Source organism: Blastomonas sp. CCH1-A6 (assembly GCF_001556365.1).
GTDB lineage: Bacteria > Pseudomonadota > Alphaproteobacteria > Sphingomonadales > Sphingomonadaceae > Blastomonas > Blastomonas ursincola.
In genome coordinates this window covers 1-24,683 of sequence record NZ_LSIS01000446.1, presented here as the reverse complement: position 1 = coordinate 24,683, position 24,683 = coordinate 1, and the positions used below count along the sequence as shown (strand labels likewise).

Here is a 24,683-nt window from a genome sequence, read left to right as displayed (position 1 = left end):
GGGCGCTGTTTGCCTTCGACGCGCAAATGGCGGGCATCGTGCTGCAGGCGCGCGAGCCGATGCTGGCGCAGATCCGCCTGCAATGGTGGCACGATGTGCTGGCCAAGCCGGCGGCGTCGCGTCCTTCGGCCAATCCGGTGCTCGCTGCCCTGGCACCGATCGAAGCCGATGGGCTGGCGCTGACCGATGCGCTGGGGCCGGTGATCCGGGGCTGGGAAGCGGCGCTAGAATGCGAGGAGAGCGAGGCGGTCGCCGATTTCGCGGCGGGCCGCGGGCAGCTGTTCGCGGCCTTTGCGGGGCAGGGGGGTGATGCCGCCGATCTGCAGCGCATCGGCCAGGCCTGGGCGCTGTGGGACATGGTGCGCTTTCATCGGCGCACGTCTGCGCTCGATAGCGCCTTCGCGGCGGTCGATGCGCAGGCGCTGAAGCGTATCGCGCTTCCGGCCCGGCTGCGGCCCTTGTCGATCATCAACCGTGCGGTGTGGCTTGACATCGCCAGAGGTCGGCTGGATCGTCCCTGGGCCGGTCCCGGCCTGTTCGCACGGCTCGTCTGGCACGGGGTGACGGGGCGGTGACCGCCTGACGAGAGGGGGAAGGGCGATGCGGATCCTGTTCGGCGGATTGGCGGCAATCGCCTTGCTGGTCGGCGGCTTCTTCCTCATTCGCGCACAGCAGCAGGATGACGAGCTGGCCGAGATCGTGGCCCCTCCGCCCGAGCCTCAGGACACCGGCCTGCCGATGGCCGATCCGGGCCAGCTGCGCGGTCCGGAGCCGCCGCAAGCGACCGAGATGACTCGCGAGGAACGCCGCTTTGCCCGGTTCGACCGCAATGGCGATCGGATCATCACCCGCGAGGAACTGCTCGCCAGCCGCACCAAGGCGTTCAAGGCGCTCGACAGGGACGGCAACAACCTGCTGACCTTCGAGGAATGGGCGGTGGCGACATCGGATCGCTTCACCAAGGCCGATGGCGACCGCAACGGTCGCCTGTCGCCGGAGGAGTTCGCGACAACCCGGCCCAAGCGCCCGCTACAGCGCTGCAAATGCTGACTATTCGGCGGCGACGACCTCGCCGGTACCTGCCAGCCAGCCTTGCAAGTCGGCGCGCGCGCGCGAGGTATAGGCTTCCTTGCGCTGCTTCTTGTGCACCTTGTCCTCGGGCGGCGGGAACAGGCCGAAATTGACGTTCATCGGCTGGAAGTCGCTCGCTTCCGCGCCGCCGGTGATGTGGCCGAGCAGCGCGCCCAGCGCGGTGGTGACCGGTGGCGTCTCGAGCGAGCGTCCCTGCAGTTCGGCCGCGGCAAAGCGGCCCGCCATCAGCCCGACGCTGGCGCTTTCGACATAGCCCTCGCAGCCGGTAATCTGTCCGGCAAAGCGGATATGCGGGGCCTTGCGCAGCCGCAGCTGGCCATCGAGCAGGCGCGGCGAGTTGATGAACGTATTGCGGTGCAGCCCGCCCAGCCGCGCGAATTCGGCCTTTTCCAGCCCCGGAATGGTGCGGAAAAGCTCGACCTGCGCCCCGTGCTTCAGCTTGGTCTGGAAGCCGACCATGTTCCACAGCGTGCCCAGCTTGTTGTCCTGGCGCAGCTGCACCACCGCATAGGGCCAGCGCCCGGTGCGTGGATTGTCGAGTCCGACCGGTTTCATCGGGCCGAAGCGCAGGGTATCCACCCCGCGCGCGGCCATCACCTCGATCGGCATGCAGCCCTCGAAATAGGGCGTATCCTTCTCCCACTCCTTGAACTCGGTCTTCTCGCCCTCGATCAGCCCGCGATGGAAGGCGAGATACTGGTCCTTGTCCATCGGGCAGTTGATATAGTCCTTGCCATCGCCTTCGGGGCCGACCTTGTCCCAGCGGCTCGCCATCCAGCAGATGTCCATGTCAATGCTGTCGCGGTGGACGATCGGGGCGATGGCATCGAAGAACGCCAGAGCGTCCTCGCCGGTCGCCGCGCCGATCGACTGGGCGAGCGACATGGCGGTCAGCGGGCCGGTGGCGATGATCGTCGGGCCTTCGTGCGGAAGCGTGTCGATCCGCTCGCGCACGATGCGGATGTTGGGGTGCTCGCTCAAGGCCTTGGTGACGATATCGGAGAATATGTCGCGATCGACTGCCAGCGCTGAACCGGCCGGCACCTTGGCCTTGTCCGCCGCCGCCATGATCAGCGAGTCCAGCGTGCGCATCTCCTGGTGCAGCAGGCCGACGGCATTGCGATCGGCATCGTCCGAACGGAAGCTGTTCGAACAGACGAGTTCGGCCAGGCCATCGGTCTGGTGCGCGGGCGTCATGTCGCCGCTTCCGCGCATTTCGGACAGGCGCACCTTCACGCCCGCCTGCGCGAGCTGCCATGCCGCTTCGGAGCCGGCCAGGCCGCCGCCGATGATGTGAATCTGGTGCTGGAAATCGTTGCTGTTGCTCATGCGCGTGCAGATAGCGCGTGTGTGGCGATTTGCCCAGCTTGCGCTTTATCGGTGTTCGGTGCCATCAGGAGGACGGATGCAAACGGGGGAAGATACATGGTCGTCAAACGCGCACTGGCGGAATCGCGGCCCTGGCTGCTGCTGAGCCTCGTGGCGGCGATCAGCTATTATTTCGTGAGCGATGCGCCGATCCCGGGCCTGTACCTGATGCTGTGGAAAGGGCTGGGCGTCGGCTTCCTGGCGGTATTCGCCTTTGCCCGGCACCATTCGCGCGACGGGCAGCTGATCGGCGCGGTCATGACGCTGGGCGCGATTGGCGACATGGCGATCGAGATCGACATGATCTATGGCGCGGTCGCCTTCCTGCTCGGCCATTGTGTCGCAATCTGGCTTTATGCACGCCACCGCCGGGCACGCGTCACCTTCAGCCAGCGGCTGTTCGCGCTGCTGCTGGTGCCGGGCGTGGTGCTGATCGCCTGGGCGCTGCCCATGGACCGCAGCGGCGCAGCGGGCATTGCGTTCTACAGCCTGTTCCTCGCGGTCATGGCGGCCATGGCCTGGACCAGCGATTTCCCTCGCTATCGCGTCGGCACCGGCGCACTGATGTTCGTGGTGTCGGACCTGCTGATCTTCGCGCGGCTGGGGCCGCTCGAAGGCTCGGCCATTCCCGACTGGATGATCTGGCCGCTCTACTATTTCGGCCAGTTCCTGATCTGCACCGGGGTGATCCAGAGCCTGCGCCACAAGGACCCGAGGGTCGCCGGTTGAAGCGCGGGGGTGCGCGTGTTATAACATCCGTATGAACAAGCCCCTCAAGCTCATCAAGATCGGCAATTCCACCGGCATCATCCTGCCCAAGGATGTGCTGGCGCATCTCAATGTCGAGCAAGGCGATGAGGTGTCGGTGGTCAAGCAGGCCGATGGCATCGCCCTCAAATCCGTCGATCCGGATTTCGACAAGCAGATGTCGGCGGCGCGCGATGTGATGGCGCGCTATCGTAACGCGCTGCGCGAACTGGCCAAGTGAGGTGGCTGACTGGATCTGGGTGCGGCAGGATGTCGTCCTGGCCCTGCACGACGAGCAGATCGCCGAACATGGCGGCTTGAGCGGCATTCGCGATCCCGCACTGGTCGAGAGCGCACTGGCGCGTCCGCTCAATCTAGCCGCTTATGGGGAGCCGGATGCCGCTGATCTGGCGGCAGCCTATGCCTTTGGCCTGGCGCGAAACCATCCTTTTGCCGATGGCAACAAGCGCAGCGCGGCCGTGGTTGCGCTGACCTTTCTGCTGCTCAACGATGTCGCGTTCGAGATCACCGAAGCCGAGCTTGTCGTCATGACAATGGCGCTCGCCGCAGGCGACCTCTCCGAAGAAGAGGTCGCCCGCTGGTTCCGCGATCATATCGTGGAGCGAGGCTGAGGCTTACTCGCCCGCAGGCTCGGCTGTTTCTTCCGCCACGTCGCCATTATCCTCTTCCGCGATGCGCGCCGCGCTGACCACGTGTTCGTTGTCGGCGACGTTGAACAGGCGGACGCCGGCCGAATTGCGGCCGATCACGCGCATGGTCGAGAGGCTGAGGCGGATGAGCTTGGCCTGATCGGTCACGAGCATCAGCTGGTCCGACTGGTGCGCCGGGAAGCTCGCCAGCACCGGGCCGTTGCGCTCGATATTGTCGATATTCGTGATGCCCTGGCCGCCGCGACCCGTGCGGCGATATTCATAGGCCGAGGACAGCTTGCCATAGCCATTGGCGCAGACGGTGAGGATGAACTGCTCCGCCTCGGCGAACTGCTGCATCCGTTCGGGCGAGAGCGTCGGCTGTGCCTCGTTGCCCTTCCAGGGCGCGGCGCGCAGATATTCGTCGCGCTCCTCGGTCGTGGCATCGAAGCCGCCCAGGATCGACAGCGAGATCACCTCGTCGCCTTCGCGCAAGCTCATGCCGCGCACCCCGGTCGAGGTGCGGCTCTGGAACTCGCGCACATCGGTCGCGGCAAAGCGGATCGCCTTGCCCTGGCGCGTGGCGAGCAGCACGTCGTCGCCCTCGGTGAGCAGCGCGACGCCGATCAGCCGGTCGTCCGACCCTTCGTCAAAGCGCATAGCGATCTTGCCGTTCGAGGGGATGTTGGTGAACGCATCCATCGAGTTGCGGCGCACGGTGCCGTTGGCGGTGGCGAACATCACGTGCAGATCGGCCCAGGTATTCTCATCCTCGGGCAGCGGCAGCACGGTCTGGATGGTCTCGCCCTGCGCCAGCGGCAGCAGGTTGACCATCGGCCGTCCGCGTGTCGCCGGACCGCCCTCGGGCAGGCGCCACACCTTCTGGCGATAGACCTTGCCGTGCGTGGAGAAGAACAGCACCGGCGTGTGCGTCGAGGTGACGAACATGCTGGTGACGGCATCCTCGTCCTTGGTCGCCATGCCCGAGCGGCCCTTGCCACCCCGCGCCTGCGCGCGGAAGGCATCGAGCGGCGTGCGCTTGATATAGCCCTGCAGGGTGACGGTGACGACCATCTCCTCGCGTTCGATCAGGTCCTCGTCGTCGATGCCGTCGGCCGCTGGCGCGATCTCGGACAGGCGCGGCGTGGCGAACTCGCTCTTCACCGCGATCAGCTCGTCGCGCAGCACCTGGTACAGCTTGGCGCGGTCACCCAGGATGGCCAGATATTCCTCGATGCTCGCGGCCAGCGCCTTCAGTTCGTTGCCGATCTCGTCGCGGCCCAGCGCGGTCAGGCGGTGCAGGCGCAGGTCGAGGATCGCGCGCACCTGGATGTCGCTGAGCGTGTAGGTATCGCCCTCGATCTCGGCCTCGATCGCCTCGACCAGACGGATATAGGGGGCGATCTCCTCGATCGGCCATTGCCGCGCGATCAGCGCTGCGCGCGCTTCTGCGGGCGAGGCGGACGAGCGGATGATCCGCACCACCTCGTCCATGTTCGTCACCGCAACGACCAGGCCAAGCAGGATATGCGCGCGGTCGCGCGCCTTGGCGAGCTCGAACTTGGTGCGGCGGGTGATGACCTGCTCGCGGAAGCGGACGAACGCCTCGATGATCTCCTTGAGCGGCAGCACCTCGGGGCGACCGCCGCGGATCGCCAGCATGTTCGCCGGGAAGCTCGACTGGGCCGGGCTATGCCGCCATATCTGGTTGAGCACGACTTCGGGCGTTGCGTCGCGCTTGAGGTCGATGACGACGCGCACGCCTTCGCGGTTCGATTCATCGCGAATGTCGCTGACGCCCTCGATGCGCTTGTCCTTGGCGGCTTCGGCGAGCTTTTCGACCAGGCTGTTCTTGCCGAGCTGGAACGGGATCGAGGTGAGCACGATCGAGCGGCGGTCGCCTCGGCCTTCCTCGATCTTGTGGCGCGCGCGCATGATGATCGACCCACGGCCGGTCGAATAGGCGTTGCGCACGCCCGCCTGGCCCAGGATCAGCGGTGCAGTGGGGAAATCGGGGCCGGGGACGATCTTCATCAGATCTTCCAGCTCGATCATCGGATTGTCGATCCACGCGAGGCACGCGTCGATCACTTCGCCGAGGTTGTGCGGCGGGATGTTGGTCGCCATGCCGACCGCGATGCCGCCGGCGCCGTTGACCAGCAGGTTGGGGAAGCGCGCGGGCAGCACCTGCGGCTCGTCGCGTGAACCGTCATAGTTGGGCGTGAAGTCGACCGTGTCCTTGTCGAGATCGTCGAGCAGGCTGTTGGCAACCTTGGCGAGGCGCGCCTCGGTGTAACGCATCGAGGCTGGCGGATCGGGATCCATCGATCCGAAATTGCCCTGGCCGTCGATCAGCGGCACGCGCATCGACCAGTCTTGCGTCATGCGCGCCAGTGCATCGTAGATCGCGCTGTCGCCGTGCGGGTGATAATTACCCATCACGTCACCGACGATCTTGGCGGACTTGCGATAGGGCCGACCAGCGACGAAGCCGCCTTCCTGGCTGGCGAAGAGAATGCGGCGGTGGACGGGCTTCAGGCCGTCGCGGACATCGGGCAGGGCGCGGCTGACGATGACCGACATGGCATAGTCGAGATAGCTCGACCGCATCTCGTCGACGATGTCGATGCGTTCGATTTCATTGGGTTCCGCGGTTGCGGTGGTATCGTTCATTCCATGCGCCTTTTATGCCTTTTGTGACGCTTTCGCGTCATGATCGGCTCTAGGCGACAGAGTGCGGAAAAGCCAGCTTTTGCGGGCGTTTTACGGGTATTTTTCAACAGGAAAAACAGGCGCTTGGCAACGCGCCAAAGTCAGGGCTGGATGGCGCTGCCGTCAAAGGCGAAGATACCGCCCGAATCGGCCGGAGAAAGCCGGTCGAGCACGTCCAGCATCATGCCCGCACTCCGGTCCGCATCGAACAGCTTGCCCTCTGCGACGTTGCCCTGGAAGGGCTTGCTCAAGGCGGTGTCGACCGTTCCAGGGTGCAGGGCGACCGCGATCGACTGGTCGTTGCGACGGCCCCATTCGATCGCGATGTTGCGGATCGTCATGTGCAGCGCCGCCTTGGCCGCGCGATAGCCGTACCAGCCGCCCAGCCGGTTGTCCGAGATGCTGCCGACGCGCGCGCCGATCGCGGCGAACAGGGCAGGGGCCTTGCGCGGCATCAGGGGGATGAAATGCTTGGCGGCGAGCGCGGGGCCGATGGTGTTGACCGCAAAATTGCGCGCCATCCAGGCGGCGTCGAGGTCCTTCATGCTCTTTTCCGGACCGCGTCCGTCTGCGTGGAGCAGGCCCGTGGCGACGATCACCCGGTCTGGGGCAAGGCCCCGGTCAGCAAGCCGCGCTGCCGCCGCAGCGATGCTGGCCTCGTCCTCGAGATCGATATGGTCCTCGCCGGAAAGGCTGCGGGCGAGCGCGATCACGGTGTCGCCGCGCACCCCAGCCTGCCGGACGAAGGCCGCGCCGATGCCGCCCGAAGCGCCGATGACGACCGTGGTGCGGCTCATGCGCGCACGAAGCGCCAAATGTCGTTGTCGCTCGCCTCGGCATCGAAGCGATAGCCGTCGCTGTCGAAACCCTTGAGCGCCTCCGGCTCGGCATGCCGGTTCTCGCACAGGAAACGCGCCGCCATGCCGCGTGCGCGCTTGGCATCGAAGCTGACGAAACGCGGCCCCTTGGGCCCCTGCTGGCGGAAATCGGCGGTGATGACGCGGATGCCGCGCTTGGCCAGCCCCTTGTCGGCGGCGGCGAAATATTCCTGGCTGGCAAGGTTGATCACGGTGTCGCCGCCGCTCGCGCTCAGGTCCTCGGCGATCGCGGCGGCAATCCGGTCGCCCCAGAAGGCGACGAGCGAGCTGTGGCGCGGTGCCCAGCGCGTCCCCATTTCAAGGCGATAGGGGCGGATGCTGTCAAACGGTCGCAGCAGGCCATACAGGCCCGAAAGGATGCGCACATAGGTCTGGGCAAAGTCGAGCGCGGGCTCGTCGAGCGTCTTGGCCTCCAGCCCGGTATAGACATCGCCGTTGAACGCGAAGGCGGCCGGCCGTTCGGGCTGATCGAAAAAGCCGCGATAGCGCGCATAGTTGAGATCGATCAGCGCATCGGACACCGGCATGATCTGCTTCATCTTCGCCTTGCTCAGCCGCGCGGCGGATTTCACCAGCCGTTCGGTCTCCGGCTCGAAGCGTGGCTCGCTCGGGCTGATGGCAGGGGCGGGCGAATCGAAATCCAGCGATTTGGCGGGGGAAAGCAGGATGATCATGATGGCCAGCGCATAGACGAGCGACGAACCGATGCAAAGGCCATCGAACGAACTCGAACGAGCGGTGCTTTCGCCCGCTTGCCACCGCCGCCATCGGCTTTTTGGACCGGAACCGCAAAGGTCGTTGTCCGTTCCTGCCAGAGCCATTAAGGACGGCTTCATCAACCAGCCGCCAAAGGCTGACAGGTGATCGGCAGCTCAGGCTTTGCCGTGTTTTAGTTCGGAGGATAACATGCGTCGCATTTCCCGTTTCAACATGGCCCTGATGCTGGCTCTGGCCGGAACCACCGCGGTTTCGCTGGCGCTGCCGGTCGATGGAGCCTTTGCCCAGCGCACCGAGAAGAAGGGCAAGAAGGGCAAGGATGAAGCGCCGCAAATGGAGCTGAGCGCAGAGTTCCGCAACGCGTTCTCGGCCGCCCAGACCGCCTTTGGTGCCAGCGATTTCGTCACGGCAGAAGCCAAGCTGAACGAAGCCGCCGCGGTCGCTGCGAGCGCCGACGAGAAATATCTTACCGGCAAGCTGACGCTGCAGATCGGCCTCAAGAAGAATGACGAGGCGATGCAGATGAAGGGCATCGAACAGGCGCTGGCGAGCGGCAAGTCGACCGACGCCGAAAAGAAGACCTTCAACAGCTTCATCGGCGAAAAGGCGCTGCTGAAGAACGATTTCGCCCGCGCCCGCCAGTATCTGACGGCTGCGGTCGAGGCAGGCCAGAATGGTCCGGTGAACCTGTTCCAGCTGGCCGAAGCGCATTTCGGCGAGGCGATCGCCAAGTCGGGCGGCCGCAGCATCGATGCGACCAACGCGCCGATCGCTGCCGCAGGCCTGCCGTATCTGCAGCGCGCCGTGGAAGCGGACCTTGCCGGTACCAAGCAATATTCGGCAAGCTGGGCCAAGCGCGGCTTCCAGATCGCGCGGGCGACCAAGACCGACAGCAGCGTCTTTGCCAACCTGCTGCTCCGCGCTGACGCGGGCAAGGGTGCGTGGCACGAGGTGGTGCAGGCCGTGCAGGCCGATAACCGCAACTTCACCAGCGAGCAGAATCTCGACGCGATGCGCCTGCTGCGCATGGCGGGCGGCATGACCAGCGCCAGCGATTATCAGGAATATATCGAGGCCGCCGGCGCTGCGCGTCGTCCGACCGAAGTCATCGCGCTGATCGAGGAAGGCAAGGCAGCAGGCATCATCACCGACGGCAATGCCTATTTCAAGGACGCGCTGGCTACCGCCAGCGGCGCGCGCGGCGAATATGTCGCGACGCTGCCCGAGTCCGTGCGCGATTCGCGTGGCAAGGCGACCGCCACCGTCACGCTGGCGACCGCAGACGCGCTGCTTGCGAACAAGCAATATGCCGAGGCCGAAGAGCTGGCGGGCATCGCCGTCACCAAGGGCGCAACTGACAAGGAACGCGCGCTGATGGTCCAGGCGATCGCGCAGGTGGCACAGGGCAAGTACGAACCCGCGCGTCAGACGCTGGCTGGCGTTACGGGCGTGCGCGCCCCGCTCGCCAAGCTGTGGACGCTGTACATCGACCAGAAGGCAGGCGCTGGCGCGACCGCTCCCGCAGCCTGATCACGCGCAAGCCGATCAGCAAAAAGGCAGGTCAGGCAATCCGCCCGACCTGCCTTTTTCGCGTCCGGCAAAGGCGATCATTCCTCGAGCGGGACGCCCGGCTGCTGCTTGCTGGTGCGGATGGTCAGCGATGTCTTGACGCTCGCGACATTGGCCGCCGGTGTGAGCTTCGATGTCAGGAACGCCTGGAATTCCTGCAGGTCGCGCGCCACGATCTTCAGGATGAAGTCGATCTCGCCGTTGAGCATATGGCATTCGCGCACCTGGGGCAGGGTGCTGACATGCTCCTCGAACGCCTTGAGATCGCTTTCGGCCTGGCTCTTCAGGCTGACCATCGCGAACACGGTGATCGCAAAGCCCAGCTTCTGCGGGTCGATATCGGCATGATAGCCGCGAATGATGCCGGCTTCCTCCAGCGCCCGCACGCGGCGCAGACAGGGTGGCGCGGTCAGCCCGACACGGCTCGCGAGCTCGACATTGGTAATCCGCCCCTCATCCTGGAGCCGGGTCAGCAGCTGCCGGTCGATATGGTCCAGACTTGACACGATTTTTCCCCTGGCTTTGCTAGGCAACCGCCGGTGCCGACGGTGGGTTGCCATCGTCGGCCGCGTGCAAGCTGCGGTATTTCGGCGTGCGGCAGAAATAATCCGCAACATCACGCCAGCTACCTATAATATAATTATTCGGTAACGCAATTGTCCCACATTGCGACGCGATAAAAAGCGCCCTTTCGCAGGTGAGCCGACAGAGCTATCCCTTGTCCTGGCCGGTCGGCTGCGTGTAACGAACACGCCCGCCCGATCCAATAAATCGTGCTGTTCCAAGGACCTTGCCCCAAGCCGATGCGCTACGACGACCGCCTTTCCACCGTCCTGGCCGGTAGCGTCCCCACTGGCGGAGCGGCAGTGGCGCAATATCGGCAGCTGGTGGACCTGCTCGGGCAGATCTGCGGCAATGATCTTGACGCGCGGCATGCGCCTGCGCTGGCCCGGATCCACGAACTTCGCACCAGTGTGAGCGATGCCGATCGGCTGCTGACCGTGCAGTGCCTGTCCGGGCGGCTGGTGTCGCCGGTGCTGGTTCAGTATCTCGCATCGGAGCGTCCCGAAATCGCCAGCGCGGCGATCCGCGCCGCACGGCTGGACGACGCAAGCTGGGCGACGCTCGTCCCCGCGCTCCCCACCCGCGCGCGCGGCTTCCTCCGCCATCGCCGCGATATCGGCCCGCGCACCCAGGCCCTGCTCGACCAGCTGGGGCTCTACGATACCGCGCTTCCCGCCGCAGAGGTTCAGGTGCCGGCCGATACGGCGGCACCCACCGAGCACGAGCCGGTGGCCCAGGCCTCCGAAGCCGAACCTGCCGTGCCGCTACCGGTCGACGCCGAAGCGATCCTCGAACCCGAGGCCGCGCCCGAGCTGGTCGCCGCGTCCGAGCCTGCCGCGATGCCGCTGGTCGAGGCTGATCCCGAACCGGTGGTCGAACCTGAACCCGAGCCCGCACCGGTCGCCGCCAGTCCGCAGAGCATCGGCGAAATCGTCAAGCGGATCGAGGCGCTGCAGGAAGTGCGCATCCGTCAGGCAATGGAGCAGGAGGCGCCCAGCCGCGATGGCTGGCAGCAGCTCGAACAGACGCTCGGCACGCCCGAGAGCACTGCCGCCGAACCGGTCGAGACGGCCAGCGCCCTGCCCGAGGGGCATCAGCATTTCCAGTTCGCCACCGGTATCGACGGCAGCATCAGCAGCACGCGCGGCATGCTGCTTGGCATGGTGCATGGGCTTTCGCTCGCTCAGCCGGCGCTGAGCGGCTTTCGCGGCGTCGATGCCTCGGTTGCGACGGCGTTCAGTCGTCGCATGCCGATCCGCGGGGGGCGCGCCGATCTGGGCAGTGCCGCGTCGCTGGCGGGCGAATGGCGCGTCGATGCCGATCCGTGCTTCGACCGCGCCACCGGCCGCTTCACCGGCTATAGCGGAACGCTGCGGCGCCCGATGCCCTGGGAAAGTGCGGGCCCCGATGCGGCCGCAGCCGGGCTGACCGGGCGCGATGGCCTGCGCCAGATCGTGCATGAACTGCGCACGCCGCTCAATGCGATCATGGGCTTTTCCGAGATTATCGAGCAGCAGCTGTTCGGTCCCGTGCTCAGCGAATATCGCCAGATGGCGCAGCGCATCCGCCAGGACGCGCGGCAATTGCTGAACGGCTTTGACGATCTCGATACGGCGCTCAGGCTGGACCGCAACGCGATCGACGATCCCGATGGCCATGTCGCGCTGAGCGAGCTCGCCGAACGCCTGTCGGCGCGGGTACAGCCGCTGCTCGATTATGCGGGGGCATCGCTGGTTCTGGGCCCGGTTCCGCAGGCTTCGGTGATTGCCATGTCGGCCCAGGCGCTCGACCGTATCGTTCCGCGCCTAGCCGGTGCGCTGATCGGCAGCTGCGAGGCGGGCGAGACGCTGCACGTGCAGTTCGCCGATCACAGCCCGACCGTCGACATCCTGTTCAGCCGCCCGAAGACGCTCGCCGGGCTCGATGAAGCGGCGCTGTTCGATGTCGACCGCACCGATGCCGGGCCGCGCGACGGCGGTCCGCTGCTCGGCCTGGGCTTCTGCCTCAGGCTGGTGCGCAACCTGCTCGCCAGCCATGGCGGCGCGCTCGCGATCGAGGACGAAGCTCTGCGCTTGACCTTGCCCGAGGCGGGGATTAGCGCAGAAGCCGCGCGATCCTAGGCGGGAGGAACGCGCACGGAGTGGCGACCGGGGAGGGGCCAGGCCGATCATTTGCGACGCTGCGAGACATGAGCGCATGACCTTTGCAAGATTGCCGGGCAAGGATGATTTTGTTCGCTTTTCGCCCGAATTCGGCCAGCGTTATCTGGTGACGGTCGATGTTGAGGAAGAGTTTGACTGGACCCGACCGATCGAGCGCGAGGGCTATTCGCTCGAAGCGGTCGAGGCGATCACCGATTTCCAGAAACTGTGCGAGGATTATGGCGTAACGCCCTTGTATCTCGTCGATTGGCCGGTGATTTCGGACCCGCGCGGGCGCGAGATCTATGGCGCTCTGGTGCGCGAGGGACGCGCCGAGGTCGGCATCCAGCTGCACCCCTGGGTCAATCCGCCGTTCGAGGAAGAGGTCAACCAGCGCAACACCTATGCCGGCAACCTGCCCAAGGAGCTCGAGCGCGCCAAGTTCTTCAAGTTGCGCGATGCGATTGCCGAGGTGACCGGCAGGCAGCCGATCGCCTATCGCGCCGGTCGCTATGGCATTGGCGGCGAAACGCTCAACCTGCTGCGCGAGGCGGGGGTGCTCTACGACACCTCGGTGCGCGCCAATTTCGATTACAGCAAGGCGGAAGGACCTGATTTCTCGCAATATCCGCTCGAGCCCTATTGGCTTGACCGGAAGCTGGGCATTGTCGAACTGCCGGTAACCTCGGTCTATTGGGGCCTGTTGCGCCGTCAGGGAACGCTGTTCCCGCTGGCCCAGATGGCAGGCGTGACGAAATCGCTGATGGCGCGCGGGCGGCTGCTCGAGCGGATATCGCTGACGCCCGAGGGAATCTCGATCGAGGAGGTGGTCCGCGGCATCGACATTGCGCTCGACGATGGGCTGCCGGTGCTCAATTTCTCGTTCCACTCGCCTTCGCTCAAGCCGGGCTATACGCCCTATGTCCGCAAGGACGAGGATGTCACCGCCTTTTACGACTGGTGGCATCACGTGCTGTCCTATCTCGCGCAGCGTGGGGTGAAGCCGACCAGCATTGCGGATATCGACGCCCATATCCTGAGATGATGCCGTTGCGCGTGGTGCGCTAAAACCCATGCCGAGGCTTTTCGCGCTTGCCATGCAGGCCCGCGCTGGGCTAACCGCGCCTCTGGCACAGCCGGGACGGGCCTGTAGCTCAGTTGGTTAGAGCTGGCCGCTCATAACGGCTAGGTCGGGGGTTCGAGTCCCTCCGGGCCCACCAGTCCGTCCGGAAAGACACCGCCAGGAGCCGACCAGAGCTGGCCGGATCGGGGAGTAGCGCAGCCTGGTAGCGCATCTGCTTTGGGAGCAGAGGGTCGCAGGTTCGAATCCTGTCTCCCCGACCATTTTCATGAAATCTTTATTTTTCAACGCCTTAGTTGTGAGGTGCTGGCGGGGAATATACACAAAAATATACACTCCGCGGACGCACTCACGACGCGGGGTGCTACACTGTATCGGCTAAGCTACGACGTTCCACGTGCGGTGATGGCAGTCTCGTTCCGAGAGAAGAGCGTGCGGTTCGGCGCGCTCTCTGGACGGTGAGACACACCCCAAGCTGATCATCAACGAGCCTGGCATCGGTTTTCGGATCGCTGCTGGCTTCTCGACCGAGATAAAAACAAGCGATTTCATGATTTTGGTGCATTGAGAGGCAGCAGCCTTGCATTGGGCACAGAGGTGCATGAGGCCCATGCTGCATCCCGCGCTATTCCTTTTCAGCCCCGAAGCGCAGCCGGACACCAGCGTTGAGGATGAAACCTTCGAGCGGGGCCCAGGCATCGACAGTCCATTGTCCGCTGGCGGCGCGGCGCGGGAGCAGCAATGGATCATAACGGGTCTGACGCACGTTCAGCAGATTCTCCGCATTTGCAAAAAGGCTGATGCGACCGAGCGCGATCTCGCCAAGAAGCCCCAGGTGAAGATAGGGGCGTGAGCGCGTCCTGTAGGGGTTCTCGTCCAGCAGTTGGCGACCTGTATAATAGGCTTCAATGCCAATGCGTCCCTTGCCATGTTCCTCCCACATCGCGACCAGACCGGCGGTATGCCGCGGGGTCAGCGGAATGGCCCGGCGACGCCTCGCCGCAGGATCGGGCTCGCTTGAATCGATGAACACATGGTTGGCCGTAACCGTAAAGCCCCCGTGACGGAATCTCACCAGCGCCTCGGTTCCACGCAGCCGCGTAGCGCCATCGACATTGACGAGCCGCACCCGGTCTGCCGCAATGGCCTCGATCCGGGTGGCATCGTCAATGTCCGATCCGAAAAGCGTGAGATTGGCTTCCCACGGGCCGGTGGCATAACCGATGTCGAGCGAGCCGGTGATAGCTGTTTCGGCCTTGAGGCTGCGCAACGGTTCCAGACGCGAAAGCCCCGCGGCATCAATCTCGTCAACGAACGGGGTTGGCGCGAAATACCCATGACCGAGAGAGGCGCGCACGGTCCAGCCGCCCGGCCGGTAGAGAGCCGACACACGCGGACTGAACCGGGTGCCGAAGCGGTTGTGGAAATCCACACGGCCGCTGGCTGCAAGGGTCAGGTCCGCGCTGGCTCGCTGCTCGACCTGCACGAAGAGGCCCGGCGCATCATAAGCATAATCGAGCGCGCCGAAGGTCTGCGATACGAAGCGATCCGACTGGAAGGCGGCGCCCATGACCCATCCGGTCGATCCGTTTTCGCCCGCGATGGACGCTTCCGCAAAAAGGCTGGTGTGCTTGTCATCTTCCCGCACTGCGCCAAACTGGTGGCGATGGTTCTGGCGCACCGCCGAGGCGCGCAAACCGAATGTGCCCACGCCTGCAAGAGGCATTGCAAACACCAGACCCGCATCCCGCCGATCGGTATCCTGAGCCTGCACGAACCCAAGACCGTCTGGTGCCGTGCGGCCGGGCGCGGTTCCGCCGGTGCGCTGCTCCGTTATCGCGCCGAGAGTGAGATACAGCGATGCCCCGTCATCCCCGGTCCACTGGAGACGCGGCCGCAAAGTCAGCCGATCAAAGCCTGCGATGTCGCGCCAGCCGTCATCGTCGAGATCCTGCCCGGTCTGGCGGTGCGCGCCAGCGGTCAATGAAACGCCGATCTGGCCGCTTGCCGGTCCGGCCAGATAGGCGGTAAGGTCCTGGCCGCCGCGCGTAGTTGCGTTGGCCAGTATGTTTGCCTCCGGCGCATCGCCAGGGCGTCTGGAAATGAGGTTGATGACCCCGCCCAGCGCTGATGCACCGTAGAGCGCCGACACCGAGCCCTTGATGACTTCGACCTGCGCCAGGTCGGTCGGTGGCACCTGCAACAAGCCAAGCGAGGCGGCCTGCCCGCCATAAAGCGGCAGATTGTCGGCCAGTATCTGGGTATAGCGTCCTTCCAGTCCCTCCATGCGCACATTCGCGCCGCCAAGCGCCGGGGACGTCACCTGCGCTCTCACACCGCTGATTTCGTTGACCAGCATTGCGATACTGCCGGGCCGCATCAGTGCCTTTTCCTCGATCTCTTCCCCGGCAATCACCTCGACCCGCAGCGGTTCGTCCTGCAAGCGGCGACCGAGGCGGGTGCCCTGCACAATGATGCTCTCCTCTTCCGCCTCTGCCTCAGCGGTCTTGGCCTCAACGGGTGCTGGTTGCGCCTGCACGGACGAGCCGAACGCCTGCGCACAGGCCAGCAGGATGAAACCTGTCGCGGACAAGCCGGGATGCATTGCAGCGCTGACTTTCCTGCTGCGCCATGGTGTGAGGACCATCGACCTCATTCATTCATCGCCTGTTGCAGATCGCGCGGAATGTCCATCGGTGCAAAGGCGCTGACGGTGCTGCGCCCCGTATTCCCGAGGGGCAGATGGCCCGTGAGATTGCCGATCGGCGCGAGGAAAAGCCTGAGCAACTGCCCCATTACCTCACGAGCGTCGCGCTGATGCAGGGCGAGCCTGAGCATCGCCCAGTGCGAAACGAGATGGGGGACGAGCCTCATCTGCGCGATGATATGGGCACGCTCCAGATGATGCCACGCCATGGCGATGTCGTCCGCCAGAAACGCCTGTCTTGCCGCATCATGCTCAGCCGCCAGAAAATCCGCCCATGCAAGCTTCGCACGATCAGGCATGACGCAGCTCGCTGCGCGCCTGCGCCAGGATTTCGATGCTCCCCCATATGGCCAGGCTGGCCATGAGCGCTGCAACCACGAGATCGGGCCAGGCTTTGCCGGTGCCGAAAACGCCCATGGCAGCGACCAGCACGGCAATATTGCCGATCGCATCGTTGCGCGAGCATATCCAGACCGAGCGCCGGTTGGCATCGCCATCGCGGAACCGATACAGCAACAGCGCCACCGCAAGATTGACGGCCAGCGCCAGAGCGCCGGTCAACCCCATGGTCTGCGGATCAGGAGCCGCTCCTGCGACCACGGCATAGATGGCATTGCCGAGGACCCACAGGCCGAAGGCGACCATGCTGGCGGCCTTTGCCAGCGCGGCACGCGCGCGCCATGCCAATGTCATGCCTGCCACCCCCAGGCTGATGGCGTAATTGGCGGCATCCCCCAGAAAATCCAGCGCATCGGCCTGAAGCGCGCGCGAATCCGCGCCTAGCCCCGCGATGATCTCGATGAAGAACATCGCGCCATTGGCTGCCAGTGCCAGCCACAGCACGCGGCGCCAGCGCGGATCGTCGGCGAAAGTGGGATCATGCGAATGTGGTTCGCAGCAGGATTTGCTCATGCGACTTTCCTTGTCATGCCCGAGTCGCAGAGGCATATGCACCCTGTAGCCACTACAGGGTCAAGCAATGCGTATCGGCGAACTGGCGCGAGCCACCGGGACTACGGCGGAAACGATCCGCTATTACGAGCGGGAGGGCATATTGCCCCAAGCGGACCGCACCGATGGCAATTATCGCGACTATTCGCCTTCGCACCTGGCCACGCTCACATTTGTCCGCCGCGCCCGCGAGCTCGGGTTCGGCATGACGCAGGTGCGCCAGCTGCTGGCTCTGTCCGATCACGCCGACAAGCCTTGTGGGGATGTCGATCTGATCGTTCAGGCGCAGCTTGTCGAAGTGGAGCGCAAGATTGCCGACCTCAGTCGCCTGCGCGAGGAGCTGGCCGCCATGCTGCGTCAATGCGAGGGCGAGAGCATCGCGGAATGCCGCGTGGTGGAGAGCCTCGGCGGCCGACGATAGGCCAAGTCAGAGCGCTCTCGGCGCCCACAGGATGATGGCGGCACCCAGCATGCATATCGCCACGCCGGACACATCCCAACGGTCTGGAGCCGAACCTTCGACGAGCCATATCCACGCCATGGCGGAGCCGATGTAGATACCGCCATAGGCCGCATACGCCCGTCCGGCATGCTCGACCTCCACTTGGGCCAGCAGCGATGCGAACAGGCACAGAGCAAGGAGACCGGGCAAGAGCCAGAGCACCGATCGATCGAGGCGATGCCATGCCCAAAAGGCGTAGCAGCCCGCAATTTCGGCGAGTGCGGCCGCGATATAGATCGGATAGGTCATGCGCCGCGATGAGTTGCACATGGACTTCGGCTTCGCAATCGCGATGCTCGAATCCCCCGCCGCCGCGCGACGATCGCTTCGGGCAGGGCATGATGCCTGCTGCGCAGAATCTTCCAGGTCGCCGGAACACGTCTTCCCTGGACCATCAGCACGAGGCCGGTCATCGCGAGTGCAAAGCCGAACAACCCGAGAGGGTCTGGGTCGCTCAAGCCGGGCACGATCCTGATTGCACAGGCAAGCCCGAAGAACGCCGCGCCGATACCCCGCCATAGTCTGTCGCGGCGGGTCATGCGGCAATCTCAATCGGCGCATCGGCATCCTCGATCACCAAGCGTGCAGCGGCACCGATCAGGTCAGCGACCCTTGGGTCGGACCGGGCACACGAACGCGCGAGCAGGATGTCGGCTGGGAAGGCCGCTTCTTCCTCCAGCGCGTCGGCAAGATCGGTCGCCTGGAAGCAGATGCCGATGGCGGGATCGCAGATCTGCGCCGCCATGGCCTGGGCATCGGCAACCAGCGCGGAAGCCGCATCGACTCCGCGTGCTTCGATCGCCGTGAACCCCAGCGCACTGGCCTGGCGAACGGCACAGAGAAGCAACGTGCCATTCGCGCAGTCGGTATCGACGATGCGCACGGAGCGGCGGTTTTCGGCACGCAGGACGTTGAGCGCCGCGACGACTGCGGGCCAGCGCCGATCGCTGCAATGCTCGGGTCGTGGTCCTGGTGTCCGTTTCGTCCTGATGCCGCGTGACCTGCGCACCGGCTGCACCATGTGCTCCGCAAGGTTGGTCATGCCGGACTCCCGACGCGCGGGGCGTCCGGCTTTGCCGCCTTGGGGACAGCTCTCTCCCAAGGCTGGACCGGGGCAAAAGACACCGATGCCTCCATCGGCGTATCCTTCAGCCTGATGCAGGAAGCGGGCAGCGTGCCCCGTTCGCTGCGCGCGAAGCGCATCGCGGCAGCCAGCGAGATGAACCTGCCTTCCATCCACCCCCCACTCGCCTGGACCAGCCAGTGGCCAGCCCTGTCCTGCCCGACAAAGATCGTCTCGGGCTCGGTTTCGATATGAGCTTCGCAAGCGGCAAACATTCCAATATTCCTCATGCAGGCCATCGCCATCGCCTGGCTCGGCTATGTCGGGCGGCGATCGACGGCAGAGGAATAATGGGCCGATCGGCGTGAAGCCTCGATGGCATTTCCCGCCTGGATTCGTGAAAAGCGCGTAAAAAGGGGATGGCCGCAAGCGTGCCATCGGGGTCCATGCGGCTTGACGTCGCCATGCGATTGTGGGAGCAGAAACGTATCGGGGTCAAAGCAACCTCCCGATCAGGCCGTTCCGGCCCAAGCGTTGCCTCTGGCCTGCCCGGCGATGCGGGGCAGCAACGAGAGGGCGTTATTGGCAGTGAACGATAGAATGAACACCCCGGATTTTCGCGAACTTGTCCGCGTCTTCGCGCGCATCGGCTGCCTGAGCTTCGGCGGCCCTGCCGGGCAGATCGCTCTTATGCACGGCGAAATCGTCGAGAAGCACCAGTGGGTGGATGAAGAGCAGTATCTTCACGCCCTGAATTTCTGCCACCTGCTGCCCGGCCCGGAGGCGCAGCAGCTGGCGACATGGATCGGCTGGCGGCTGCATGGGCTCAAGGGCGGCCTAGCCGCGGGCCTGCTTTTCATCATTCCCGGCGCGCTGGTCATGCTGGCGCTGTCCTCGCTCTATGCTCTGGCCGCTGATCTCGACTGGTTTGCCGCGCTGTTCCTCGGCATCAAGGCAGCCGTGCTGGCAATTGTGGTGCAGGCGCTGATCCGCATCGGCAGCCGGGCACTCAACACCCGGTTCAAGCAGGGTCTCGCGATTGCCGCCTTTCTGGCGCTGTTCCTGTTCAACCTGCCCTTCCCGCTGGTGGTGCTGGGCGCTGGCCTGATCGGCATGGTTGTGGCCAACTACCGGCCCGACCTGCTGGCGCTGAAGCCTGCATCCGGCCACGACAGCGCGCCGCGTCCTTCGCTGGCGGCGATGGGGCGCACGATGCTGCTATGGCTCGCCATCTGGGCAGCGCCGATGGCGCTCGTGCTGGTCGCGCTCGGTCAGGACCATGTGCTCTGGGATGTCGGCCTGTTCTTCTCGCAACTGGCGATCGTCACCTTTGGCGGTGCCTATGCGGTGCTGGCCTATATGGCACAGGAGGCGGTCCAGACCTATGGCTGGTTGCAGGCCGGCGAGATGGCCGATGGCCTGGGCCTGGCCGAGACGACACCTGGACCGCTGATCCTGGTGACGCAGCATGTCGGGTTCCTCGCAGCCTTCCGGTCGCCCGAACCCTTTTCGCCGCTGGTCGCAGGCATGGTGGGAGCGGCATTGACCACCTGGGTGACGTTCGCCCCCTGCTTCCTGTGGATTTTCACCTTCGCACCGTGGATCGAACGCTTGCAGCATGCGACACGGCTGAAGGGGGGCCTGGCCGCGCTGACCGCTGCCGTTGTCGGTGTCATCGCCAACCTGTCGGTCTGGTTCGCGCTGCATGTGCTGTTCGCGCGCGTGACAATGGCGCAGATCGGCCTGATGCAACTGAACCTGCCCAACTGGGCCAGCTTCGACTGGCGGGCAGGCTTGCTCGCCGTGATGGCCGCGATCATCCTGTTCGCGCTCAAGTGGAGCATCTTCCGCATGCTCGCCATTCTTGCCGTGGCCGGCCTGGCTCTCGGCAGTCTCTGACAAGGACGCATAAGCCATGACCGAAATCGATCGACGCGACGCCATCGGCATGATGGGACTTGGCCTCGCCGCTGCGGCGATTGCGACACCCGCATCGGCCCAGACCGCGGGCATCGCCCCGGCCTTTGCCGGCCAGCACAAGCCGGTGCCTCTGGGGTTTGATCCCGCCAAACTGCCCGGCTTGTCGGAAAAGCTCATCCGATCGCATTACGAGAACAACTATATCGGTTCGGTGCGGACGCTGAACATGATCGAGCAGCGGCTGTCCGCGGCCATGGCGGACAAGGACCTGCCCCCGATCGTCTATGGCGGCCTCAAGCGCGAGGAACTGCATCGCACCGGGTCGGTCATCCTGCACGAGCTGTATTTCGGTGCGCTCGGCGGTGATGGTGCGGCTGCGGGCGACATGCAGAAGGCGATCGCAGCCGCATTCGGCTCGTTCGCCGCGTGGGACGCAGAGTTCCGGCGCACGGCTTTGTCGCTGGCCGGCGGATCGGGCTGGTGCGTGCTGGCCTGGAACACCCACTCGGCCAGCCTGCACAATTACTGGGCTTGGGACCATATGCACCAGCCGGTCGCCAGCGTGCCGCTGATCGCGCTCGACATGTATGAACATGCCTATCACATGGATTACGGCGCGGCGGCGGCGAAATACATTGATGCCTTCATGGCCAATCTGGACTGGCAGGAGATAGACCGCCGCTATCGCCGTGTCGCAGGGCCAGGCTGACAGGGCGTGGCGCGGCCTGGTGGATGGCTCGCAGAAGGCGCGGCACTTCCAAGGTCCGCATCCACTAATTCTTCGTCGAGCTGGCCGCCATGCGCCGGCCGCTGTGCCTCAACGCCCTGACCGCCTGAGATGGCTCGTTAATGTGGGATGCGGGGCATGATGGCCCTTGTCTGCGCCTCAAAAGATACCCGATGCAACCGCGACAGGTTCAAAGAGCTATTGGGTATCTTTAAAGCCGCAGTCTCGGCGTTATCGAAGGGGTCTCAAAAGCTACAACTTGTGATGCAACGTCGCTGAAGCGTGGAGCATCAAAAACCGAAACCGCCTCTTGCCAATCAGTTTGGTAGACAATATATCCAAGGTGTGGGCGCAGTTGCATGCAAGGCGTCCACACTATCCTCCCGTGGAGTGTGTAATGTCTGCCTCAAATCCCCCTGATGCAGACGACAAGGCGCAGCCGCCGATCCCCTTGTCGGCGATCGAGCAGGCCATCGCGAAACTGCGTTATGGCACCGTGGTGCTCACCGTCCATGAGGGGCGGCTGGTGCAGATGGACGTTACCGAAAAGCACCGGTTCTCCTGAACGGCGATGTGAGCGCGTCCTGCGCTCAGTGGAACGCTTGCAGCCAGTCGGATACCATGGCCTGTCCCGCAGCCACCGCAGACGGCCCCAAAGCTGCGTAATCGCTCGCAAGCTTGCGCGCGCAGATATTCTGTGCGGCGAGACTGTCGCCGGCTTCGTCGATCCAGTGGTGCACGCGCGAGTCTATGCCCATCTCTGCATGGAACTGGAGCGCCAGCAGGCCGGGACCGCGCCGGAACGCCTGGTGCGGATAGAGGTCGGTGCTGGCCAGCCATTCGGTGCCCGGCGGCAGGTCGAACGTGTCGCCATGCCATTGCAGGACCGGCGTGTCGCCAAGATGGACCAGTGGACTGTCGGCGCCCGGCGGGGTGAGATCGATCCGCGTGAAGCCGATCTCCTTGGTGCCTCCGGGATAGACGTCCGATCCCATCGCTGCTGCCATCATCTGCGCACCCAGGCAGATGCCGAGCGTGGGGCGATCCCTGGCCAGCCGCGCCGACAGACGCTCAAGCTCGTGCTCTATCCAGGGATGCTCCTCGCGGTCATAAACCCCCATCGGGCCGCCCATCAGCACGACGAGATCGGGTGAGAGAAAGTCGAGATCGGCAAAGCCGGGATCGGTCACGTCCACGCGGTCGATCACATAACCCATGTCCTCGATAGGCTGGCGGAATCCGGCTATGCCTTCATAAGGCACATGGCGGACGAGAAGCGCGGTCTTGGTCATGGGTCAGTCCTGACGGGAGCTATCGTCCCGGTCCTCGTGGTCGAACCGCTGGCGGCGCGTGACCTCCAGCATGAAGATCTGGCCGCCGCGCACGCTCAGCGTCACGGTGCCATATTCGACGCCCAGCACCGCTTCGGCAATCGCAGGAATAGTTTGGTCGAAGCGAGCCTGTCTTTCAGCTCTCGCCTCCTGCGATAGCTTGGTCTCGTCTGGCATTGCGGGTCCTTATTTCGTCGGATGAGGCTGGTCAGGGGCGGTAGGTTGCCTGGTCGGGGAGCACGACGCCGACATCGCGGGCATAGACATCCCATTCCGCGACCAGCGCTTCACGGACGTCCGGCTGCCGCCCGGCAAGGTCGCGCGTCTCGCCGGGATCTGCCGCGATGTTGAACAGCCGCCATTTGCCGTCGCCGGTATCGACCAGCTTCCAGTCGCCACGCCGCACCGCGCGCGATCCGAACAGTTCGGTGCCGATCGCCTTTTCGGCGGGCCAGACGCGCTCCGACCTGCTGCGCAGCCACTGGCTCCAGCTTCGTCCGCGCACTGGCTGGAGGTTCGGCTTCGCGCCGGCGGACGATGGGTGCTGCACGCCGGCCAGATCGAGAAAGGTCGGCACCACGTCCATCACGTTGAGATAGGCGCTCGCGACCGATCCCTGGCGCGCGATGCCGGGATAATGCAGCACCGCCGTCGCGCGGGTTCCGCCCTCGGTAGTGTATGCCTTGTAGAGCCAGGACGGTGCGGTTGCGGCCTGTGCCCAGCCGGGGCCGTAAGCGATATAAGACGCCGCCGTGCCTCGGCTCGCGAAGCTGTTGTCGGCACTGGCCAGCCGCTGCTTGACCGAGGGCAGTTCGCTGCGGGCGAAGTCGATGCCTTCCGCGCCATTGTCGGCCATGAACAGGATGACGGTATTTTCGAGCTCTCCGATGCGGCGCAGATGCTCGATCACCAGCCCGATATTGCGGTCCATGCGATCGACCATTGCCGCATAGATTTCCATGTCGCGCGCGGCCGCTGCCCTTTCCGCCTTGCTCAGCGACGACCACCGCGGGGTGCGCTTGTCGAGCGTGTGCACCGGCGTCTTGGGATCGAGCAGACCGAGCGCGATCTGGCGCTTCAGCCGCTGCTTGCGCAGCGCCTCGTAGCCGGCATCATAGCGCCCGCGATAGCGCGCGATGTCCTCGGGCGGGGCCTGGAGCGGCCAGTGGGGCGCTGTGAAGGCGAGATAGGCGAAGAAGGGCTGGCCGGTCCTTTGCGGGCCGATCTCGTCGATGATCTGCGCGGCGAAATAGTCGGAGGAATAGAAGTCCCTGGGCAGCGCAGTCACCACCTCGCCGTTGCGCGTATAGGTGGTGGGGCCGTTGCGGTCCGATGCGCCGAGGCCGAAATGGTTATGCCCGCCCTGGAGCAGCGCGAAGCTCGACTGGAAGCCGCGCGCATGCGGGTCCTGCTCGGCGGTGAGGCCCAGATGCCATTTGCCCGAAAACAGCGTGCGATAACCTCCGCTCGCGAGGATCTCGGCCAAGGTGGCGACATCGCGGCGCAGATAGCCCTCATGCCCCGGCTTCCCTTTCTGGTTCGGCGCGACCAGCTCGGCCATCGTGCCGAGCCCTGCGAGGTGATTGTCGGTGCCCGACAGCAGCATCGACCGGGTCGGCGAACAGGTCGGCGCGACGTGGAAGCCAGTGAGCCTGAGGCCGCGATAGGCGAGCGCATCGAGATTGGGTGTCGCAATCTCGCCGCCAAACGCGCCGATGTCCGAGAACCCCAGATCGTCGGCGATGATGATCAGGAAATTGGGCCGCCGCGCCTCTTGCGCAGCGGCAGGGGCGGAAAGCCCGATCGCGGCGAGCAGGCTGAACAGGGCGCGCTTGATGGTCATCACGGATCTCTTGGTAGGCATGAAACAAAAAAGGCGGCCCGTGCGAATGGGGGGAGCACGGGCCGCCAGGTTCCGAGAGAGGGTTACTCCGCCGGTTCGAGCTCGACCGCGCGCTCTTTC

Annotated in this window: 27 protein-coding genes and 2 tRNA genes; 14 read left to right on the top strand and 15 right to left on the bottom strand. The window is 64.9% G+C overall.

Annotated features, from left to right (window positions below):
* Together AX735_RS26105 and AX735_RS20200 are read left to right on the top strand one after the other, a co-directional pair.
* A partial coding sequence (locus AX735_RS26105) for a hypothetical protein (protein WP_066284093.1) occupies window positions 1-575 on the top strand: 575 nt, incomplete at its 5' end.
* A 25-nt stretch (window positions 576-600) separates the two neighbouring features.
* On the top strand, window positions 601-1,050 hold the full coding sequence (locus AX735_RS20200) for a hypothetical protein (protein ID WP_066284086.1): 450 nt from the start codon (window positions 601-603) through the stop codon (window positions 1,048-1,050).
* On the opposite strand, the gene trmFO is transcribed toward AX735_RS20200, so the two are convergent.
* Entirely contained in the window at window positions 1,051-2,421 is a 1,371-nt protein-coding gene (gene trmFO, locus AX735_RS20195) for a methylenetetrahydrofolate--tRNA-(uracil(54)-C(5))-methyltransferase (FADH(2)-oxidizing) TrmFO (RefSeq protein ID WP_066284084.1), read from the bottom strand. It abuts the gene before it with no gap.
* Window positions 2,422-2,517: 96 nt separating this feature from the next.
* Between trmFO and AX735_RS20190 the strand changes: the two genes are divergently transcribed.
* The 3 genes from AX735_RS20190 to AX735_RS20180 are packed head-to-tail and all read left to right on the top strand — an operon-like array spanning window position 2,518 to window position 3,839.
* Entirely contained in the window at window positions 2,518-3,189 is a 672-nt protein-coding gene (locus AX735_RS20190; RefSeq protein WP_066284081.1) for a lysoplasmalogenase, read from the top strand.
* 31 nt (window positions 3,190-3,220) lie between these two features.
* Window positions 3,221-3,448 carry an AbrB/MazE/SpoVT family DNA-binding domain-containing protein gene (locus AX735_RS20185; protein ID WP_066284078.1) on the top strand — a complete coding sequence of 76 codons (228 nt, stop codon included), beginning with the start codon at window positions 3,221-3,223 and terminating at the stop codon, window positions 3,446-3,448.
* Between the two features lies 1 nt (window position 3,449).
* Entirely contained in the window at window positions 3,450-3,839 is a 390-nt protein-coding gene (locus tag AX735_RS20180) for a type II toxin-antitoxin system death-on-curing family toxin (protein ID WP_066284074.1), read from the top strand.
* 3 nt (window positions 3,840-3,842) lie between these two features.
* Here AX735_RS20180 and gyrA read toward each other — a convergent pair whose 3' ends face one another.
* The 3 genes from gyrA to AX735_RS20165 form a co-directional block, all read right to left on the bottom strand.
* Window positions 3,843-6,530, bottom strand: coding sequence for a DNA gyrase subunit A (gene gyrA / locus AX735_RS20175; RefSeq protein WP_066284068.1), 2,688 nt, complete (start codon window positions 6,528-6,530; stop codon window positions 3,843-3,845).
* A 140-nt stretch (window positions 6,531-6,670) separates the two neighbouring features.
* On the bottom strand, window positions 6,671-7,366 hold the full coding sequence (locus tag AX735_RS20170; RefSeq protein ID WP_066284067.1) for an SDR family NAD(P)-dependent oxidoreductase: 696 nt from the start codon (window positions 7,364-7,366) through the stop codon (window positions 6,671-6,673).
* Window positions 7,363-8,121, bottom strand: coding sequence for a YaaA family protein (locus AX735_RS20165; protein ID WP_066284105.1), 759 nt, complete (start codon window positions 8,119-8,121; stop codon window positions 7,363-7,365). Before AX735_RS20165 ends, AX735_RS20170 begins: the two co-directional genes overlap by 4 nt.
* A gap of 232 nt (window positions 8,122-8,353) precedes the next feature.
* Between AX735_RS20165 and AX735_RS20160 the strand changes: the two genes are divergently transcribed.
* Window positions 8,354-9,694, top strand: a complete 1,341-nt coding sequence (locus AX735_RS20160) for a hypothetical protein (RefSeq protein WP_137775818.1) — start codon at window positions 8,354-8,356, stop codon at window positions 9,692-9,694.
* A gap of 77 nt (window positions 9,695-9,771) precedes the next feature.
* Here AX735_RS20160 and AX735_RS20155 read toward each other — a convergent pair whose 3' ends face one another.
* Window positions 9,772-10,239 carry an Lrp/AsnC family transcriptional regulator gene (locus AX735_RS20155; protein ID WP_060979048.1) on the bottom strand — a complete coding sequence of 156 codons (468 nt, stop codon included), beginning with the start codon at window positions 10,237-10,239 and terminating at the stop codon, window positions 9,772-9,774.
* 297 nt (window positions 10,240-10,536) lie between these two features.
* On the opposite strand from AX735_RS20155, the gene AX735_RS20150 reads away from it, so the two are divergent.
* The 4 genes from AX735_RS20150 (at window position 10,537) to AX735_RS20135 (ending at window position 13,782) form a co-directional block, all read left to right on the top strand.
* Window positions 10,537-12,417 (top strand): sensor histidine kinase, encoded by a 1,881-nt coding sequence (locus AX735_RS20150; protein ID WP_066284065.1) that lies wholly within the window; start codon window positions 10,537-10,539, stop codon window positions 12,415-12,417.
* Window positions 12,418-12,493: 76 nt separating this feature from the next.
* Window positions 12,494-13,483, top strand: coding sequence for a polysaccharide deacetylase family protein (locus AX735_RS20145; RefSeq protein ID WP_066284064.1), 990 nt, complete (start codon window positions 12,494-12,496; stop codon window positions 13,481-13,483).
* Between the two features lie 98 nt (window positions 13,484-13,581).
* Window positions 13,582-13,658, top strand: a tRNA-Ile gene (locus AX735_RS20140).
* 47 nt (window positions 13,659-13,705) lie between these two features.
* Window positions 13,706-13,782, top strand: a tRNA-Pro gene (locus AX735_RS20135).
* A 362-nt stretch (window positions 13,783-14,144) separates the two neighbouring features.
* Here AX735_RS20135 and AX735_RS20130 read toward each other — a convergent pair.
* The 3 genes from AX735_RS20130 to AX735_RS20120 are packed head-to-tail and all read right to left on the bottom strand — an operon-like array spanning window position 14,145 to window position 17,138.
* Complete coding sequence (locus AX735_RS20130) at window positions 14,145-16,112, bottom strand: TonB-dependent receptor domain-containing protein (protein WP_231750193.1); 1,968 nt, start codon at window positions 16,110-16,112, stop codon at window positions 14,145-14,147.
* A 59-nt stretch (window positions 16,113-16,171) separates the two neighbouring features.
* Complete coding sequence (locus tag AX735_RS20125) at window positions 16,172-16,525, bottom strand: DUF3703 domain-containing protein (RefSeq protein ID WP_066284062.1); 354 nt, start codon at window positions 16,523-16,525, stop codon at window positions 16,172-16,174.
* On the bottom strand, window positions 16,518-17,138 hold the full coding sequence (locus AX735_RS20120; RefSeq protein ID WP_066284102.1) for a cation transporter: 621 nt from the start codon (window positions 17,136-17,138) through the stop codon (window positions 16,518-16,520). The genes AX735_RS20125 and AX735_RS20120 overlap by 8 nt, the downstream gene beginning before the upstream one ends.
* A gap of 67 nt (window positions 17,139-17,205) precedes the next feature.
* On the opposite strand from AX735_RS20120, the gene AX735_RS20115 reads away from it, so the two are divergent.
* Window positions 17,206-17,598 carry a MerR family transcriptional regulator gene (locus tag AX735_RS20115; RefSeq protein WP_066284060.1) on the top strand — a complete coding sequence of 131 codons (393 nt, stop codon included), beginning with the start codon at window positions 17,206-17,208 and terminating at the stop codon, window positions 17,596-17,598.
* A gap of 6 nt (window positions 17,599-17,604) precedes the next feature.
* On the opposite strand, the gene AX735_RS20110 is transcribed toward AX735_RS20115, so the two are convergent.
* The 4 genes from AX735_RS20110 to AX735_RS20100 are packed head-to-tail and all read right to left on the bottom strand — an operon-like array spanning window position 17,605 to window position 19,032.
* Window positions 17,605-17,928, bottom strand: coding sequence for a YnfA family protein (locus AX735_RS20110; protein ID WP_066284058.1), 324 nt, complete (start codon window positions 17,926-17,928; stop codon window positions 17,605-17,607).
* Window positions 17,925-18,218, bottom strand: a complete 294-nt coding sequence (locus tag AX735_RS25365) for a hypothetical protein (RefSeq protein WP_137775816.1) — start codon at window positions 18,216-18,218, stop codon at window positions 17,925-17,927. Before AX735_RS25365 ends, AX735_RS20110 begins: the two co-directional genes overlap by 4 nt.
* Window positions 18,215-18,721: an SAM-dependent methyltransferase gene (locus AX735_RS20105; RefSeq protein ID WP_137775815.1), complete on the bottom strand. Its 507-nt coding sequence runs from the start codon at window positions 18,719-18,721 to the stop codon at window positions 18,215-18,217. Before AX735_RS20105 ends, AX735_RS25365 begins: the two co-directional genes overlap by 4 nt.
* Window positions 18,718-19,032, bottom strand: coding sequence for a hypothetical protein (locus AX735_RS20100; RefSeq protein ID WP_231750192.1), 315 nt, complete (start codon window positions 19,030-19,032; stop codon window positions 18,718-18,720). The genes AX735_RS20105 and AX735_RS20100 overlap by 4 nt, the downstream gene beginning before the upstream one ends.
* 310 nt (window positions 19,033-19,342) lie before the next feature.
* Here AX735_RS20100 and chrA point away from each other — a divergent pair, with 310 nt between their 5' ends.
* The 3 genes from chrA (at window position 19,343) to AX735_RS24665 (ending at window position 21,954) form a co-directional block, all read left to right on the top strand.
* Complete coding sequence (gene chrA / locus AX735_RS20095; protein ID WP_066284052.1) at window positions 19,343-20,641, top strand: chromate efflux transporter; 1,299 nt, start codon at window positions 19,343-19,345, stop codon at window positions 20,639-20,641.
* Between the two features lie 16 nt (window positions 20,642-20,657).
* Window positions 20,658-21,371 (top strand): superoxide dismutase, encoded by a 714-nt coding sequence (locus AX735_RS20090; protein WP_066284045.1) that lies wholly within the window; start codon window positions 20,658-20,660, stop codon window positions 21,369-21,371.
* Window positions 21,372-21,786: 415 nt separating this feature from the next.
* On the top strand, window positions 21,787-21,954 hold the full coding sequence (locus tag AX735_RS24665) for a YezD family protein (RefSeq protein ID WP_082751223.1): 168 nt from the start codon (window positions 21,787-21,789) through the stop codon (window positions 21,952-21,954).
* Window positions 21,955-21,979: 25 nt separating this feature from the next.
* Here AX735_RS24665 and AX735_RS20085 read toward each other — a convergent pair whose 3' ends face one another.
* From AX735_RS20085 to AX735_RS20075, 3 genes are read right to left on the bottom strand one after another with little or no spacing between them, the layout of a single operon-like run.
* A complete protein-coding gene (locus AX735_RS20085) occupies window positions 21,980-22,681 on the bottom strand; it encodes a glutamine amidotransferase (RefSeq protein WP_066284044.1) in 702 nt (233 codons plus the stop codon).
* Window positions 22,682-22,684: 3 nt separating this feature from the next.
* Window positions 22,685-22,897 carry a DUF2292 domain-containing protein gene (locus tag AX735_RS20080; protein ID WP_066284036.1) on the bottom strand — a complete coding sequence of 71 codons (213 nt, stop codon included), beginning with the start codon at window positions 22,895-22,897 and terminating at the stop codon, window positions 22,685-22,687.
* A gap of 31 nt (window positions 22,898-22,928) precedes the next feature.
* A complete protein-coding gene (locus tag AX735_RS20075; protein ID WP_066284033.1) occupies window positions 22,929-24,563 on the bottom strand; it encodes an arylsulfatase in 1,635 nt (544 codons plus the stop codon).
* Window positions 24,564-24,683: the final 120 nt, after the last annotated feature.